The following is a 14,207-nucleotide window of genomic DNA, read 5'->3' as shown; positions in this document are numbered from 1 at the left end:
CAAAGAGACTAGGTTCCGGGTTTCGTACGCCCAACGGGTTTTCGTACGCTTCGTGGGCGAATTTTCGTACGTTTCGTGGGCGAACGCCCGCAGCATGAGCGGACGCGACGAGACACACACCATAACGCGATGTATCGCGTCCCTCAACGGATTTTTCCAGACGGGTAGTACGACAGCCGGCCGCGACCAACGGCCACGACAGGCGGCTACGGCTACGGCAACGGCCCCGACCTCAGTCGATGACCGTGTAGCCGGCCTGCCGCAGCGCCTGGCCGACCTCCGCGCAGTGCTCCGGGCCCTTCGTCTCAAGGTGCAGCTCGACCTCCACCTCCGTGAGCCCGAGCCGCGGGTCGGTCCGTACGTGGCTCACATCGACGACGTTAGCGTCGGCCACTGACAACACCCCGAGAAGCGTGGCGAGGGCCCCCGGACGGTCGGTCAGCCGCAGCGTCACGGCGAGGTAGCGGCCCTGCGCGGCCATGCCGTGCCGCAGGATGCGCTGGAGCAGCAGCGGGTCGACGTTGCCACCGGACAGCACCGCGACGACCGGACCCTCGAAGGCACCCGGATCGCTCAGCAATGCCGCGACGGGACTCGCGCCCGCCGGCTCGACGACCAGCTTCGCCCGCTCCAGGCAGAGCAGCAGCGCGGCGGACAACGCGTCCTCGGAGACCGTGCGGACCTCGTCGACCAGATCGTGGACGATCCGGAACGGCACGTCGCCGGGCCGCCCCACCTTGATGCCGTCGGCCATCGTGGCGGGGTTCTCGATCGACACCGGATGCCCGGCCGCCAGCGAGAGCGGATACGCGGCCGCGCCCTGCGCCTGCACACCCACCACCCGCACGTCCGGGCGCAGCGACTTCACCGCGGTCGCGATGCCCGCGGCCAGCCCGCCGCCGCCGATACCGACGACGATCGTGCGCACCTCGGGGCACTGCTCCAGGATCTCGATACCGACCGTGCCCTGGCCCGCGATGATGTCCGGGTGATCGAACGGGTGGATGAACACCGCGCCCGTCTCGGCCGCGTACTCCTGCGCGGCGGCCAGCGTCTCGTCCACCACCTGACCGTGCAACCGCACCTCGGCGCCGTACTCGCGGGTCGCGCTGATCTTCGGCAGTGGGGCGCCCTTCGGCATGAAGACCGTGGAGTGCACCCCGAGCAGCGAGGAGGCGAGGGCGACGCCCTGCGCGTGGTTGCCCGCGCTCGCGGCGACGACGCCCGCGGCACGCTCCTCGGGCAGCAGCCCCGCGATACGTACATACGCGCCACGCAGCTTGAACGACCCCGTCCGCTGGAGGTTCTCGCACTTGAGGTGCACCGGCGCGCCGACCAGCTGCGACAGATGCCTGCTGCCCTCCATCGCGGTGACCCGGGCGATGCCCCCGAGCATCTTCTGGGCGCCCCGTACGTCGTCCAGCGTCACCGTGGGCAAGGAGTCGGCCGTGCTGTAGCTCATGACCACCAGTCTCGCAGTTCACGCCCGTCCACAGCGGTTGTGACCAAGGCGCGGAACGGGTTTCCGCAGCGCCGGTACGGCCCGCCCCTCAGCCGCGTACTCTGTCCCCCAACCCACCTCCCACGCATGAAGTGAGCCCCCGGCCATGCCCACAACACCTGAAATGTCGATGGACATGACGACCGTCGGTGACACCGGTCTTCTGGACACGCTGCAACACGAGGTCGCGGTGTTCGCACGCCGCGCCGAACAGACGCGGCTCGGCGGGGTCGGGCAAGTGCGCAACTCCATGGACCGCGCCGCGTACCTGCTGCTCAACCGCCTCGACAACGAAGGCCCGATGGGCGTCAAGGCGCTCGCCGCGAGCATGGGGATCGACTCCTCGACGGTCACCCGGCAGGTGGCTCCCCTGGTCGACACCGGTCTCGTCAAGCGCACCTCGCACCCGGAGGACGGACGCGCGGTGGTGCTCCAGCTCTCCCCGCGCGGGCTGTCCCGCCTGGAGGAAGTGCGCTCCTCCCGGCGGCAGTTGATGGCCGAACTGACACACGACTGGGCGCCGGAGGAGCGCGAGGCGTTCTGCACGCTGCTCACCCGGTTCAACGTCGCCCTGTCCACCCGGCAGGCCACGCACGCGGTTCCGGTGGTGGAGTCACAGCCGACGTCCTGAGCCCCAGGGCACGTCGTAGATCATCACGTCGGCACGCGCGCGTGTGGGCGCTCCCCGGCTCTTGACCCGGAGGGCGCCGCCGGTCTCATATGAGACCGGGTCCCTGTCGTACGCGGTCCGGCGGGCCGTGCACGGCTCCTTGCTGCGCGTGTGCGGCTGCTTTCGTCACGGCGGGGACCTTGTCCCCTCAGGGTCGCCCTCAGCGGGAGGCGCGGTGCGAGAACGGCATGCGTCCCAAGGCGCCCGCCGGGCCCGGGAGTTCGAGGCCTTCGTCGCGGGCGCCGCCGGGCGGCTTCTGCATGCCGCCACACTGCTCACCGCGGAGGCCCAGGACGACAACCCGCGCGCGCGGCGCCTGCTGACCCTGGCCCTCGCCCAGACGTACGCCTCCTGGGACCGGCTGCGCGGCGAGGACCCGTACGACCGGGCCCGCCAGCATCTGGCCACCCGCTTCGCGCGCGGGGCGTGGCACCAGTACGGGGCGCTCGGCCGGCACCGGCCGGACTCGGGCAGCACGCTCGCGGGCCTGACGCCCCAGGAGCGGCTGATCCTCGTCCTCAGGCTGTACGAGGGCGTCGCCGAGGAGCAGACCGCGGCACTCCTCGGCCTGCCCACCGAACGGGTGCGGACGATCTGCGCACGGGCGATGGCGACGCTGCTGCATCCGCCGCAGAAGCCGGCCCCGGCGGTGCCGGTCGCGAAGGTGGCCCCGTCGTGAGGGGGCCGCACGGGAGCGGGCGCGGCGCCTCCGCGCAGCCGTACGAAACTCAGTCGTACGGGATGCAGTCGTACGGGATGCAGTCCTTGCACCGGACGCAGTCGTACGGGAACAGAGGTGGCCGGTGAACCTGCCCGAGCGGGAGGCGGCCGTGCGGCGGATGCTGGAGCGGACACCGCCCCAGGTGCCGCCGGACCTGTACGCCGAGGTGGTGCGGCGCGGCGGCCGCATGCTGCGCCGCCGGACGGTCGCGCGCCGCCTGATGTGGCTGGCGCTGCTCGCCGCGACCCTCGCCTTCGTCATCTGGGCTTGGACAGCACAACCCTGGGTGGAGCCGCCGTCGACGACGACTCCACCGATCAGCAACTGGTGACGTCCAGAAGGGGCCGGCCCTAGCCCAGGGCCTGCTGCAGGTCCGCCAGCAGGTCGTCGACGTTCTCGATACCCACGGAGAGACGGACCAGGTCGCCGGGAACCTCCAGGGCCGAGCCGGCCGCGGACGCGTGCGTCATGCGCCCGGGGTGCTCGATCAGGGACTCCACGCCACCGAGGGACTCACCGAGCGTGAACACCTTGGCGCGGTTGCAGACCTCGACGGCCGCCTCCTCGCCGCCCTCGACCTGGAAGGAGACCATGCCGCCGAACGCCTTCATCTGCTTCGCGGCGGTCTCGTGACCGGGGTGCTCCGGCAGGCCCGGGTACAGCACGCGCGTCACGCGCGCGTGCCGGGTGAGCATGTCGGCGACCTTGGCGGCGTTCTCGCTGTGCCGGTCCATGCGGACGGCGAGGGTCTTGGTGCCGCGCAGCACCAGCCAGGAGTCGAAGGGGCCGGCGACCGCGCCCATCGCGTTCTGGTGGTACGCCAGCTGCTCGCCCAGCTCCTGGTCGTTCACGATCAGCGCGCCACCGACGACGTCGGAGTGGCCGCCCATGTACTTGGTCAGGGAGTGCACGACGACGTCCGCGCCGAGCGAGAGCGGCTGCTGGAGGTAGGGCGTCGCGAAGGTGTTGTCGACGACGAGCCTGGCGCCCGCGTCCCGGGCGATCTGGGCGACCGCGGCGATGTCGGTGATGCCGAGCAGCGGGTTGGAGGGGGTCTCCACCCACACGGCCTTGGTCTTCGGGGTGATCGCGGCTCGTACGGCGGACGGATCGCTGGTGTCGGCGACCGACCACTCCACACCCCACCGCGAGACGACCTTGGCGAAGAGACGGAACGTACCGCCGTACGCGTCGTTCGGGATGACCACGTGGTCACCGGGGCTGAGCAGCGTACGCAACAGGCAGTCCTCGGCCGCCAGTCCGGACGCGAACGCGAGGCCGCGGCGACCGCCCTCCAGGGCGGCGAGGTTCTCCTCCAGGGCGGTCCTGGTGGGGTTGGCGCTGCGGCTGTACTCGTAGCCGCCGCGCAGCCCGCCGACGCCGTCCTGCTTGTAGGTCGAAACCTGGTAGATCGGCGGGACGACCGCCCCGGTCAGGGGGTCGGCGGTGTTCCCCGCGTGAATCGCGAGGGTCTCGAAGTGCTGACTGATGTGCCTGTCGCTCATGAGCACCGAGGGTAGTGCGCTCGCGGCGACGATGACGTCCCGAGAGCCCCGGGCGTCGGGAGGGTGAGCGGCCGAACGGGGCGCGGCAGTGGGTTTTCCACAGGCCGGCGACCAGGTTGGCCAAGTGTCGGACCCGTCTGGTTCGCTTGAGGCATGGAGATTCTTTGGGTCCTGATGGCGCTGGCCCTGTTCAGCATGGTCCTGCTGCCCGTCCTCAGACGCAGGCGCGCGGGTGTCCAGCTGGTCTCGCCGGGCCACCCGGACGCCGCGGACCCGGCGAACTACGGCTTCGTGCGCCAGGAGGAGCTCGACGTCCGGATGCCCGGAGCCGACCAGGACCTGCTGGACGTCCTGGACGTGGTGCAGCGCACACAGGACTACCGCGCGGCCTCGCAGCTCCTGGCCGGCACGGAGACAGAGGGGGAGACGCGCTGGCAGCGCGTGCAGGCCTTCGCGGGCGCCGCGTCCCTGGAGCTGCAGCAGCGGCCGGGCGGGGTGAGCGAGACCCCGGGCGGTCAGTGGCTGCGGGTCTGGCGGGCCGAGGCGCCCAAGGACGCGGGCGGCGCGGCCGTGCACGCCGAGTTCCTGGTGCAGCAGGCGTGGCGCACGTCGACGCCGGGGACGGACGAGTTCCGGATCATCATGGAGGAGGCGAAGGCAGCCTGCGCGGAGGCGGCGCTGCTGGCGCCCGGCGACCCGGTCCCGTACATCATCGAGCTCTCCGTGGCCCGCGGACTCGCCTACTCGCGGCCGGAGTTCGAGCAGCTGTGGCTGAAGATCCTGGACCGGGCCCCGGCCCATATGGGGGCGCACTTGGCGGCGCTGCACTACTGGTGCGAGAAGTGGCACGGCTCGCGCGAGCTGGCGTACTCCTTCGCGGAATCGGCCGCGGCCCGGGCGCCCCGGGGATCCCTCCTCGCCGCGATGCCCCTCTTCGCTGTCTTCGAGCACCTGCCCGAGGTGAATCTGGTCCGCGGCTTCTATCAGAGCGAGGTCGTCACCAAGTCGATCCACGGCGCGCTCTTCGCCGTACAAGCGGCCCGCCCCGACGACCCGATGCTGGCCCACGTCCGTCACCTCCTGGTGTTCTTCCTGGTCCGCGGCGAGCGCTGGGCGGAGGCGATGGCCCAGCTGGTCCACGTCGATGGCCACGTGGGCGCCCTCCCCTGGACCCTGACCTCCGACCCGGCCGCGGACTACGCGATATACCGGGCGCTGGCGGTGGCGGGGTACGAGGCGAACGGGGGGAGCCCGGCGACGCTGCCGCACTGAGGACGGGTGGAAGGGGCGCCGAACAGCGAGTCGGCACCCCGACCCGGCGTGCCGGTGGACCGGTGCGCCGACCGCTGACGCGGCCGGAATTCCCGAAGCCACCCGCATGTTGACGTACGCGCCACCCCCCTCCCCACAACCCTGTGGAGACCGCATGTTCCTGCACAGCCGTACGCCCCAGCTGCCCACCCCTGAGCAGGCGCTGCGCGGTCGCCCCGAGCCGATCTTCTCGGTCCCCGAGCGGCACACGGTGCTCGGCACCTCCCTCCTCGGCCCCTACCCGGAGGGCCTGGAGATCGCCGACTTCGGCCTGGGTTGTTTCTGGGGCGCCGAGCGCAAGTTCTGGCAGCTGCCTACGGGCATCTACACGACGCTGGTCGGCTACCAGGGCGGCTACACCGAGAACCCCACGTACGAGGAGGTCTGCTCGGGCCTGACCGGCCACACAGAGGCGGTCCGCGTGGTCTACGACCCGAAGAAGGTCTCGTACGAGCGTCTGCTCCAGCTCTTCTGGGAGTCCCACAACCCCACGCAGGGCTTCCGCCAGGGCAACGATGTCGGCACCCAGTACCGCTCGGCGATCTACACCCACTCCCCCGCCCAGGCAGCCACGGCGGAGGCGTCCCGCGAGGCCTACCAGAAGGTCCTCACGGCATCGGGCTACGGCCGCATCACCACGGAACTGCTCCCGGCGGAGGGCCGCGAGTTCTATCCGGCCGAGGCGTATCACCAGCAGTACCTGGACAAGAACCCGGCGGGCTACTGCGGCCTGGGCGGGACGGGCCTGTCCTGCCCGATCGGCGTGGCCAAGGCGGATGGCTGAGCCCGATGTTTCGGCGACACTGAGCGCGCTGCTGACCAGGACTGATCCGGTCAGCAGCGCCTTGCGGGCCCCGCGCGGGTCCTGGAGGCCACGGACAAGGTAGCCAGTGCTGTGAGCCCAGGTGCCTGAAGAGGGCCGCCGTGACACCGGCGACCCGCACGGCGCTGCGGCCGACGCGCCAGCCACAGCGAACGGCAGTCGAAAATCAGTGGCCGCCCGAACCGGCCGACCCCACGCTGTCCGACTGCCTCCCTGCGCCGGTCGTGGCCCGACTACTCGACGACGAGGAGAGCAACGTCCGCACGGCGATGGCTCTGCACGCCCGTGACCAGATCGACCCCACCACCGCCGAACGCATCGATCGCAACTACCGCCCGAGGAAGAAGACCCGGTGGCGTCCGGCAGATGACTTCCCCGACCACACGGAGAGGCCGGCGTGGAAGTCGTGGCCGATGTCTGAGGGTGTGCTCGTGTGCCCCAGGGCGTGGAGGTCCGCGACGACGTCATCCAGAAAGCGATGGGTCAGCTGAACCCCGTCGTAGTGCGCTTCGGTATGGCCGCCTTCGCCGCTGTAACCGATCGATCTCCACGAGTTCGACCGTCTCGTCCGCCGCGTAGGTGATCACCAGCGTGGGCGAGGTCGTGCAGACGGCCCGCTGTCCGCCCGGGCCGAGCGCCGCCGCTTCACTCGACACAGGACACGTCACCAGGCGCGTGAGAGGGTGTCACGTCATCCACGACCTGCGATTACGTGCTCGTCGGCGGAATCCGGCTGGACGGCTCCGATGGGGCAGCCTCAGAACGCCTCAGTCATCCCGGCCACTCCGCCGATGAGTGCGCTGAGCAGCATCACGGCACCCAGCCAGCCGAGCAGCACCCGCAGCGGGCGGGGGGCTCGACGCTCACCGGCCTTGGTGGAGACGACCAGAATCCCCAGGAGCAGCACCATCAGGCCGAGCAGGGAGAGCGCCAGCCATCCGCACGAGGATGCGATGCCCATCTGCTCGTATCCACCGGAGGTTGTCCGCTGCATCGCGAACGTGTCGCCAACGGGTAAGTGGGTGTCGATCGTGGCGTCGGGGTCCACGACGGCCCCGTCGGAGGAGCGGAAGACGCCGCTGCAGTGCGGATATCGGTGACCCGCGAAGTGTCGCCAGTAGCACGATTCGACCCGGAAATGCCCCGGCGTGCCCGCCAGGCCCGTGGCGTAGGCAAGATGCGCTCCCGCGTACCAGGTCAACGCGGCGCCCACGGCAAGCAGACCGACGACCACCAGCACCGGACGGCCCACCCGAACTCTTGCCCGGAGCCGACCGCGACGATTCATCCGTTCCCCCCGCCCCCAAACCAGCTGAGCGGAACATTAGTTCGGGGCGGGCGCGACTTCGTTCATGGTGCGGCAAAGGTCAGGGTCAGCCTTGACGCCCGTTGATCCTCGATGCCCACGTTGATCCTCGACGCTCACTCACGGCGTGGGTCCCGGTCCGGTGGGTGGAGTCTGTGCGGGCGGGTTCGAGGTACCGGTGGATCCGGTTGTTCGCCGCAGCAGCAGGCAGCACAGGGCCGTCGCCGACAGGCCGAGCATCCACACGGCCGACAGGCCCACCGTCACAGCGAGAGGCCGTGAGCCGTGGCCGATCGTGAACGTGGAGGGAGCCGCCGCTCCCAGAGCGAGTACGGCCACACCGGGATAGGTGACGTAGTACGCGTAGACCCACAGCAGCCCGGGGATACCGAACCTCGCGGGGTTCCGGGCGATCCAGGACTCCCAGTCCAGACCTCCCGGTATGCGTGGACTCAGGTGCTCGCGAATGTACCGGCCCAACTGCCCTATGCCGACGTGGTCCTCGACGAATCGTGAACACAGCATGTAGGTGCTGATCGGAACGATCAGCAGGAACCCGCTCCGGGACGCACCGGTGAGGGTGAAGCTGAACACCGCTCCGGAGATGGTCAGTTGCAGGGCGAGGACGTTGTGCTGAGTGGCCTGCCGTCGCAGGATCTCCTGCCGTAAGGCCCCGAACTCCGCCAGCGGCCCTTCGGTCCCGTGCCCGGCTGGTGCGCCCACCTGCTGCCCCCGTCGTCCGCTGTCCGTCGGCTCGCTCTGATCACGCAGAGGCCAGCATCAACAGGCGGGGAGGGCTGCGCAAGACGGCCCGGCCCGCGTCCGTGCGAGAAGCGCGCCGCCCGTGCGAGAAGCGCATCCGCGCAAGAAACGCGTCCGCGCGAGAAGCGCATCCCGTGGTCGAAGCTCCGGCAGTGATGAGCGGCCAGCGATCAGCGATCAGCGATCAGCGATCAGCGATGGTCGGATACGCCCCATAAGCCCAACGGCACCCGTCCCTTGGGGTCCCTCAGGGCGGGTGCCGTCCGTATGTCGGCTGCGGGAATGGGCCGGCCGGCCTAGCCGGCCATGGACGCGGCGTACGGCGACAGGGCCGGAGCGAGCTGCACTCCGGGGGCCAGGCCGAGGGCGACGAGAGCGTCGGGCAGGCCGCGCCCGACGCGGGCCGCCTCCGCAGTGCCCGGGGTGGCCAGCTGACGACAGCTGGCGGCGATGATCTCGAACAGGTGCCGCACCCGGCCGGGTCCGCGGGGCAGCAACTGGCCGTGGAACTCCTCGTGGTGAGCGAGGACGAGGGCGGCAAGGCCGGCGACGTGGGCCGAGGCCGTGCCGGTGCCGTCGAGAGCCGTGTATCCGCCCTGCGGCGCGCACGACAGGACCGCCACGCCGGGGGCGGCCGCGTCGACGCCGGGGCCGTAGCAGGTGAACGGGGCGGCGAAAAGTCCTTCCGGAGTCAACTGCGGCCCCGAATGGGTCGCTTGGGAGGTGTCCTGCGGGTACGAGCCGAAGACGCCCAGCGCGCCCACGGTGAACACGGTGGGCAGCGAGCCCGGGAAGGCGACCGGCCCGCCGGTGTCGCCCGCCGGGGCGACGCAGGCGATGCCCGCCGCGTTGGCGTCGGCGAGTTTGCGTGAGACCAGCGCCGACGGGTACGGGGTCGCCACCGCGATGTGCGCGATGTCGACCTCACGGTCGATGCAATGGTCCAGAGCGGCGATCAGGTCGCTGAAGTGTCCGTCGGGCATCACCTGACAGACCTCGATCTCGGCGTCGACCGCGATGCCGATGACGCCCCTGCCGGTGTCCGCCCCGGCGATGATCCCCGCCGCGTGCGTACCGCTGCCCACCCTGTCGTGGGCCCAGCCCTCGTCCGTGCCGCGCACGAGATCGACCCCTGAGCGCACCCGTTCCTTGAGATCGGGGTGCTCGGCGCTGACACCCGTACCGATGACCGCGATCCTGACGCCGAAGGCGCGGAACGTGGGAGGAAGCCGGTCCAGCCGCATGGCCTGCTGGCCCCAGCCGTACTGCTGCCGCTGCTCCAGCTCCGGGTAGACCTTCGCCAACGGGGTGAGGGTGACAACGTTCTCCCGGTGGGCGGACAGGTCGGGGCGATGGAACCAGCGGTCCGTGTAACCGCCCTTGGGCCGGATGTACATGGAGTGAATGGACTGCTCGGTTTCCGTCGCCAGGGTGATGGTGACCGTTCCGTCGGCACCGGTGACGCCCTGGCCCGGCCATGTCGCACCGATCAGGAACACCCCCGCGCCGACCAGCGGTTCGCCGTCGGGTCCGCAGACGCGCAACGAGATCTCCGCGGGTCGTTCCAGCGGCAGGACCAGCCCCGGATCGCGGAGCGGCAGAATCCCCGCGGTCGGTGTGGCGGCGGGTACGGTTCCGGACAGCGGAAGGTCCGGCTCGATGTGCACGTGCAGCGACCGCATCGCCGGTACCTGGACCTCGGCTGCCTCGACGACCGCGATTTCCGGGCAGGAGGGGGGCATCCCGACCGACTGGAGCTTCTCCGACGGCCGCAGTCTGCGGGTCACCTTGACGTCGGGCATCCGGTCCAGCCGGTCACACACGGCGTCCATGCTCAGTTCGGGCACTCCCGGTGGGAGCAGATGCTGCGGCAGCGGTGTCACCATGTACCGCTCCCGGCGCGGCTGCACCGTGAGCGATGGCTGCGCGCCTTTCTTGCGTGGCCCCGATTCTTTGCCCTCGGGCCCCGGCCCACCCGCCCCCACACCCTCGGACCCGCTCTCGCGGTTGTTTGCAGGCCTTTCCTTGACCATTACGTCCACCTTCACCACGCCTACGTCGTCCTTGTGCTCCTGATCCGGTGACAGACAGCTCGCGCTTCCACGGTGATGCGGTGTGCCCGGGAACCAGTCCGGGGCACACCGCATCGCGCTACGCAGCTACGCCCAGAGGTCAGCCGATACCGAAGGGCTGACCCATCTGGCCGAAGCCGAAGCCGGGCTGCTGGAACTGCGGGAACTGCTGGCCGTAAGACTGCTGGCCGAAACCGCCACCCCACTGCTGCTGGCCCTGCTGGCCCTGCTGGCTCTGCTGGACCAGCGCGAGGATCGCGGTCGGCAGCGCCTGCTGTACGGACTGCTCCACAGCACTCCGGACGCCCTGGCGCAGCGTGTGCTGCAGCGCCACGGCCAGGTACGGGTGCGCCACTTGGTGGGCGATGCCCTGCTGCTGCAGCTGCTGCTGCACCTGCTGGATCTGCTGCAGCGTCTGCTGCAGGCGCTGCGCGATCTGCTGGCCCGTCTGCTGGCAGGCCTGCTGGATCGCCTGCTGGACGATCTGTCCGAGCTGCTGCTGCGGGGCGCCGCCGATCTGCTGGCCGTACTGCTGCATGGGTTGGGTACCGGTCATGACCGACATGAATGCTCCATTCGATGCCATTGCGGTGGAAAGCCGACATAGATCCCTATGTGGGCTTATCGGGAGAATCCGACGCCCTGAAGCTAAGTTGGCGCCACCCCGGCCGCAATTCGGACGACCGCCTCCGGGGGAGGCGGTCGCGATCGGATCGCCGACCCGAACAGCGCACGGAGGGCCGGATTCAGGGCCCCCGGGGCCGCCGCCGACCCGGTTGACCGCCCATGGACCGGGGCTCACCCCTCCGGGGATCGCGCCGCCGAGCGAGTGAACCGAGCCACGGGCCTACCGGCCCCTGCCGGCCCGCGCGATGTCCGCCATGCAGGTCGGCAGGCCCGTATCGAAGCCCGCACCGAGGACCATGCCGACGGCCGCACCGAAGTCCATGCCGACGGCCTCGCGGGGACCATCCGGCGGCCGCGTCGGATGACCCGTCACCTCCCGCCGGCAGTCCACATCGGCAGCCACACGCCGGCCGCGGCACGTCGGCAGCCACCCGAAGGAATGGAAATGCTATTCACGGTAATAAGGTTGCGCGCATATTCAGAATTACGGCAACCAGGTAAGTTCATACGACCGGCGAAACGATTCTCCATGGATTCATTCCCCCGAATGCCGGATACCCCCGCCCCTGTGGCGCTCGTTAGGTGATCGTGACTTGGAACGAACCAGAAGATCAGATTCCCGCCGGAAGTGGATCCGTCTGGCACGAGCCGACCGGCGGTGACACACGAGTCAAGGGCTGTTCAGACCTTCTTGAAGATTTTCTCAAGAAGATCACCGAGATGGAAAGTGAATACCTGCGCGCTCTCGACACAACGGCCTGACCGAAGGCGGGGAGGAACTGAGAATGGACAGGCTTCAAGGCGAGCCAAGCCTCTACGACATTCAGTTCGCTCTGAGAACCGACTACGATGCGCCGGGACAGCATTCCTATCATGTTGATCCACTCGAGACGCATCAGGTCTGGGGCTCCCCCGGCCCGGACCTCGCCCCGAACGGCTGGGATCCGGACGAAGAGCTGGCCCAGATGCTGTCCACGGTGACCAGCGCGGATACCGCTCCGGCCCCGCTGGACGCACAGCATCGCCACAGGAGCGACCGACGACGGCCCCGGCCGGGATCACACATCTTCGACAGCGGCCAGAGAGTCAGCCCCGCCACGATCCTGATCGCGACAATCGCCGCCTGCGCGGTGGCCATGCTGGGCTGGTCGATCGCCTATTCATACAATCAACTGCGCGCCATCGCTTCGACGGTCCTGCCGGCTCCGCTGGCGCAATGGTGGCCGCTGACGGTGTACGGACCGTGGCTTGTCGCGGCGCTCTCCATCCTGCGGGCGTCCTTTCAGCACCGTACCGCCCGGCGATCTTGGACTGTCATCCTGGTCGCCTCCGCGACGGCGGTCGCTCTGTGCATCAGCCACTCATCACATTCCCTGCTTTCGATGGTGATCGTCGGAATTCCGCCGATCACCGCCTTGGTGTGTTTCCGGGAGCTCGTCGGACAGGTTTCGTACAAATATCGCCCTCGGCACGCCGCACCGGGCAAAGACCAGCCCGGCGGCAACTGACGGAAAGACTTCGGTCGTCGGCGGGTGGTCCGGCAGCGGGCGGGCTCGACGACCGTGACGGGGGACACCCCGTGGCGGACCGGCGCTCCCCGGTGGCACGGTCATGAGGCGGAGCGTCGTGACCGCACAAAGGCCGCACAAGGGCCGCACAAGGGGATCGTCACCGTTCAGGGGGATGGAGGGGGTCGTCGTGTTGTTCGCGCGGAGTCGGGCAGTGCGCATGCCCACGCCGGAGGAGGCTCCGCCGGGGCGGGCGGCGCTCGCGTACGAGGTGCCCGGGACGCATGCCGTCCTGGGCACTTCGCTGCAGGGGCCGTACCCCGGGGGATTCCGGGTCGGGGACTTCGCCCTCGGGTGCTTCTGGGGAGCCGAGCGGCGGTTCTGGGAGATCCCCGGGGTGTGGACGACCCTGACGGGCTTTCAGGGAGGGTTCACCCCCTTCCCCATCGACGACGAGGTGCGGACGGGACGCACCGGGCACGCGGAGACGGTACGGGTCGTGTTCGACCCCGCCAGGGTCTCGTACGCGGAACTACTGCGGGTGTTCTGGGAGGGGCACGACCCCACGCAGGGCTTCCGGCAGGGCAACGACGTGGGCACCCACGTCCGGTCGGTCCTCTTCGTCCACTCCCCGGCGCAGCGCGCGGCGGCCGAGCACACCCGCGCCCGTTACCAGGAGGCCTTGACCTCCTTCGGGCACGGCACCATCACCACGGAGATCCTTCCGGCCGGCGCCCACCCGTTCTATCCGGCGCGCGCCCACCACCAGCAGTACCTGCACAGGAATCCGGCGGGCTACTGCGGCCTCGGCGGGACGGGGATCGATCTGAGACCGTAGGGGCCGCGGGGTCGACCGCGGTCGCGCGGTGCGCCGTACCGACGTCAGTTCGTCACGGACGCCAGTTCGTCACCGACGTCAGTTCGTCACCGACGCCGGCGGGAGCGGCCTCGTCCTCAGTCGCCGCCGCTCCCGTACGGCCGCGTCAGGATTTCCAGCTTGTGGCCGTTCGGGTCGTCGAAGTACGTCCCGCGGCCGCCGTCGTTGTGGTTGATCTCGCCCGGGCGGCGGTGGTACGGGTCCGCCCAGTACGCCAGGCCCGCCGCTCGGACGCGGGCGAAGATCGCGTCGAAGTCGTCCTCGGAGACCAGGAACGCGTAGTGCTGCGGGGTGATCTCGTCGACCGTCTCCATGTAGTCCAGCGTCACGCCGTTCGGAACCTGTACGGGGATGAACGGGCCGAACTGCGGCGCCACCTCCAGCCCCAGCAGGTCCGCGAGGAACTGCGCGGACGCCTTCTTGTCGTGTGCGGCGACGATCGTGTGATTGAGCTCCACGGACATCGGTCGGGCCTCCTGTCCCCCGGGTGGCTGAACCTCTTTCCACGCTAGGCGGCCGCGCCG

The 14,207-nt window shown here is 69.9% G+C and carries 16 protein-coding genes; 9 read left to right on the top strand and 7 right to left on the bottom strand.

Translation table 11 applies throughout. The annotated features are described in order from the left end of the window. Positions 1-232 precede the first annotated feature (232 nt). On the bottom strand, positions 233-1,462 hold the full coding sequence (gene ilvA, locus Q2K21_RS04875) for a threonine ammonia-lyase (RefSeq protein WP_310765765.1): 1,230 nt from the start codon (positions 1,460-1,462) through the stop codon (positions 233-235). A 163-nt stretch (positions 1,463-1,625) separates the two neighbouring features. Between ilvA and Q2K21_RS04870 the strand changes: the two genes are divergently transcribed. The 3 genes from Q2K21_RS04870 (at position 1,626) to Q2K21_RS04860 (ending at position 3,223) form a co-directional block, all read left to right on the top strand. Further along, positions 1,626-2,132 carry a MarR family winged helix-turn-helix transcriptional regulator gene (locus Q2K21_RS04870; protein WP_310780629.1) on the top strand — a complete coding sequence of 169 codons (507 nt, stop codon included), beginning with the start codon at positions 1,626-1,628 and terminating at the stop codon, positions 2,130-2,132. A gap of 214 nt (positions 2,133-2,346) precedes the next feature. Further along, positions 2,347-2,850 (top strand): sigma factor-like helix-turn-helix DNA-binding protein, encoded by a 504-nt coding sequence (locus Q2K21_RS04865; RefSeq protein WP_310765763.1) that lies wholly within the window; start codon positions 2,347-2,349, stop codon positions 2,848-2,850. A gap of 124 nt (positions 2,851-2,974) precedes the next feature. Beyond that, positions 2,975-3,223: a hypothetical protein gene (locus Q2K21_RS04860; RefSeq protein WP_310765761.1), complete on the top strand. Its 249-nt coding sequence runs from the start codon at positions 2,975-2,977 to the stop codon at positions 3,221-3,223. Between the two features lie 19 nt (positions 3,224-3,242). Here the strand turns inward: Q2K21_RS04860 and Q2K21_RS04855 are convergent, their stop codons facing one another. Then, positions 3,243-4,397 (bottom strand): cystathionine gamma-synthase, encoded by a 1,155-nt coding sequence (locus tag Q2K21_RS04855; protein WP_310765758.1) that lies wholly within the window; start codon positions 4,395-4,397, stop codon positions 3,243-3,245. A gap of 153 nt (positions 4,398-4,550) precedes the next feature. Between Q2K21_RS04855 and Q2K21_RS04850 the strand changes: the two genes are divergently transcribed. The 3 genes from Q2K21_RS04850 (at position 4,551) to Q2K21_RS04840 (ending at position 7,022) form a co-directional block, all read left to right on the top strand. After that, positions 4,551-5,669 carry a hypothetical protein gene (locus Q2K21_RS04850; protein ID WP_310765756.1) on the top strand — a complete coding sequence of 373 codons (1,119 nt, stop codon included), beginning with the start codon at positions 4,551-4,553 and terminating at the stop codon, positions 5,667-5,669. Between the two features lie 154 nt (positions 5,670-5,823). After that, positions 5,824-6,492 (top strand): peptide-methionine (S)-S-oxide reductase MsrA, encoded by a 669-nt coding sequence (msrA, locus tag Q2K21_RS04845; protein ID WP_310765754.1) that lies wholly within the window; start codon positions 5,824-5,826, stop codon positions 6,490-6,492. Between the two features lie 140 nt (positions 6,493-6,632). Then, complete coding sequence (locus tag Q2K21_RS04840; RefSeq protein ID WP_310765752.1) at positions 6,633-7,022, top strand: hypothetical protein; 390 nt, start codon at positions 6,633-6,635, stop codon at positions 7,020-7,022. Positions 7,023-7,288: 266 nt separating this feature from the next. On the opposite strand, the gene Q2K21_RS04835 is transcribed toward Q2K21_RS04840, so the two are convergent. The 4 genes from Q2K21_RS04835 to Q2K21_RS04820 all read right to left on the bottom strand — a co-directional run bounded on the left by Q2K21_RS04835 (position 7,289) and on the right by Q2K21_RS04820 (position 11,227). Continuing rightward, on the bottom strand, positions 7,289-7,783 hold the full coding sequence (locus Q2K21_RS04835; protein WP_310765751.1) for a hypothetical protein: 495 nt from the start codon (positions 7,781-7,783) through the stop codon (positions 7,289-7,291). A gap of 174 nt (positions 7,784-7,957) precedes the next feature. Then, the gene (locus tag Q2K21_RS04830; RefSeq protein ID WP_310765748.1) at positions 7,958-8,560 is read right to left on the bottom strand and encodes a hypothetical protein; all 603 of its coding nucleotides are present in this window, start codon (positions 8,558-8,560) and stop codon (positions 7,958-7,960) included. Between the two features lie 335 nt (positions 8,561-8,895). Beyond that, entirely contained in the window at positions 8,896-10,485 is a 1,590-nt protein-coding gene (locus tag Q2K21_RS04825; protein ID WP_310765746.1) for a S8 family serine peptidase, read from the bottom strand. A 286-nt stretch (positions 10,486-10,771) separates the two neighbouring features. Continuing rightward, complete coding sequence (locus Q2K21_RS04820) at positions 10,772-11,227, bottom strand: hypothetical protein (protein ID WP_310765744.1); 456 nt, start codon at positions 11,225-11,227, stop codon at positions 10,772-10,774. Positions 11,228-11,886: 659 nt separating this feature from the next. Here Q2K21_RS04820 and Q2K21_RS04815 point away from each other — a divergent pair. The 3 genes from Q2K21_RS04815 to msrA (Q2K21_RS04805) all read left to right on the top strand — a co-directional run bounded on the left by Q2K21_RS04815 (position 11,887) and on the right by msrA (Q2K21_RS04805) (position 13,644). After that, on the top strand, positions 11,887-12,060 hold the full coding sequence (locus tag Q2K21_RS04815; RefSeq protein ID WP_310765742.1) for a hypothetical protein: 174 nt from the start codon (positions 11,887-11,889) through the stop codon (positions 12,058-12,060). Positions 12,061-12,083: 23 nt separating this feature from the next. Beyond that, positions 12,084-12,806 carry a DUF2637 domain-containing protein gene (locus tag Q2K21_RS04810; protein WP_310765740.1) on the top strand — a complete coding sequence of 241 codons (723 nt, stop codon included), beginning with the start codon at positions 12,084-12,086 and terminating at the stop codon, positions 12,804-12,806. A 220-nt stretch (positions 12,807-13,026) separates the two neighbouring features. Beyond that, on the top strand, positions 13,027-13,644 hold the full coding sequence (gene msrA / locus Q2K21_RS04805) for a peptide-methionine (S)-S-oxide reductase MsrA (protein ID WP_310765736.1): 618 nt from the start codon (positions 13,027-13,029) through the stop codon (positions 13,642-13,644). Between the two features lie 116 nt (positions 13,645-13,760). On the opposite strand, the gene Q2K21_RS04800 is transcribed toward msrA (Q2K21_RS04805), so the two are convergent. Next, positions 13,761-14,147, bottom strand: coding sequence for a VOC family protein (locus tag Q2K21_RS04800; RefSeq protein WP_310765733.1), 387 nt, complete (start codon positions 14,145-14,147; stop codon positions 13,761-13,763). Positions 14,148-14,207 lie beyond the last annotated feature (60 nt).

Source organism: Streptomyces sp. CGMCC 4.7035 (assembly GCF_031583065.1).
In the GTDB taxonomy this organism is placed as follows: Bacteria; Actinomycetota; Actinomycetes; order Streptomycetales; family Streptomycetaceae; genus Streptomyces; species Streptomyces yaanensis.
This window is presented reverse-complemented; position numbering and strand designations above follow the sequence as displayed.

What these genes read in the sequence shown, in the direction of transcription:
- ilvA (WP_310765765.1), bottom strand. Translation starts at nt 1,462, where the DNA reads ATGAGCTACAGCACGGCCGACTCCTTGCCCACGGTGACGCTGGACGAC.
- Q2K21_RS04870 (WP_310780629.1), top strand. Translation starts at nt 1,626, where the DNA reads ATGTCGATGGACATGACGACCGTCGGTGACACCGGTCTTCTGGACACG.
- Q2K21_RS04855 (WP_310765758.1), bottom strand. Translation starts at nt 4,397, where the DNA reads ATGAGCGACAGGCACATCAGTCAGCACTTCGAGACCCTCGCGATTCAC.
- Q2K21_RS04850 (WP_310765756.1), top strand. Translation starts at nt 4,551, where the DNA reads ATGGAGATTCTTTGGGTCCTGATGGCGCTGGCCCTGTTCAGCATGGTC.
- msrA (WP_310765754.1), top strand. Translation starts at nt 5,824, where the DNA reads ATGTTCCTGCACAGCCGTACGCCCCAGCTGCCCACCCCTGAGCAGGCG.
- Q2K21_RS04825 (WP_310765746.1), bottom strand. Translation starts at nt 10,485, where the DNA reads ATGGTGACACCGCTGCCGCAGCATCTGCTCCCACCGGGAGTGCCCGAA.
- Q2K21_RS04820 (WP_310765744.1), bottom strand. Translation starts at nt 11,227, where the DNA reads ATGACCGGTACCCAACCCATGCAGCAGTACGGCCAGCAGATCGGCGGC.
- Q2K21_RS04810 (WP_310765740.1), top strand. Translation starts at nt 12,084, where the DNA reads ATGGACAGGCTTCAAGGCGAGCCAAGCCTCTACGACATTCAGTTCGCT.
- msrA (WP_310765736.1), top strand. Translation starts at nt 13,027, where the DNA reads ATGCCCACGCCGGAGGAGGCTCCGCCGGGGCGGGCGGCGCTCGCGTAC.
- Q2K21_RS04800 (WP_310765733.1), bottom strand. Translation starts at nt 14,147, where the DNA reads ATGTCCGTGGAGCTCAATCACACGATCGTCGCCGCACACGACAAGAAG.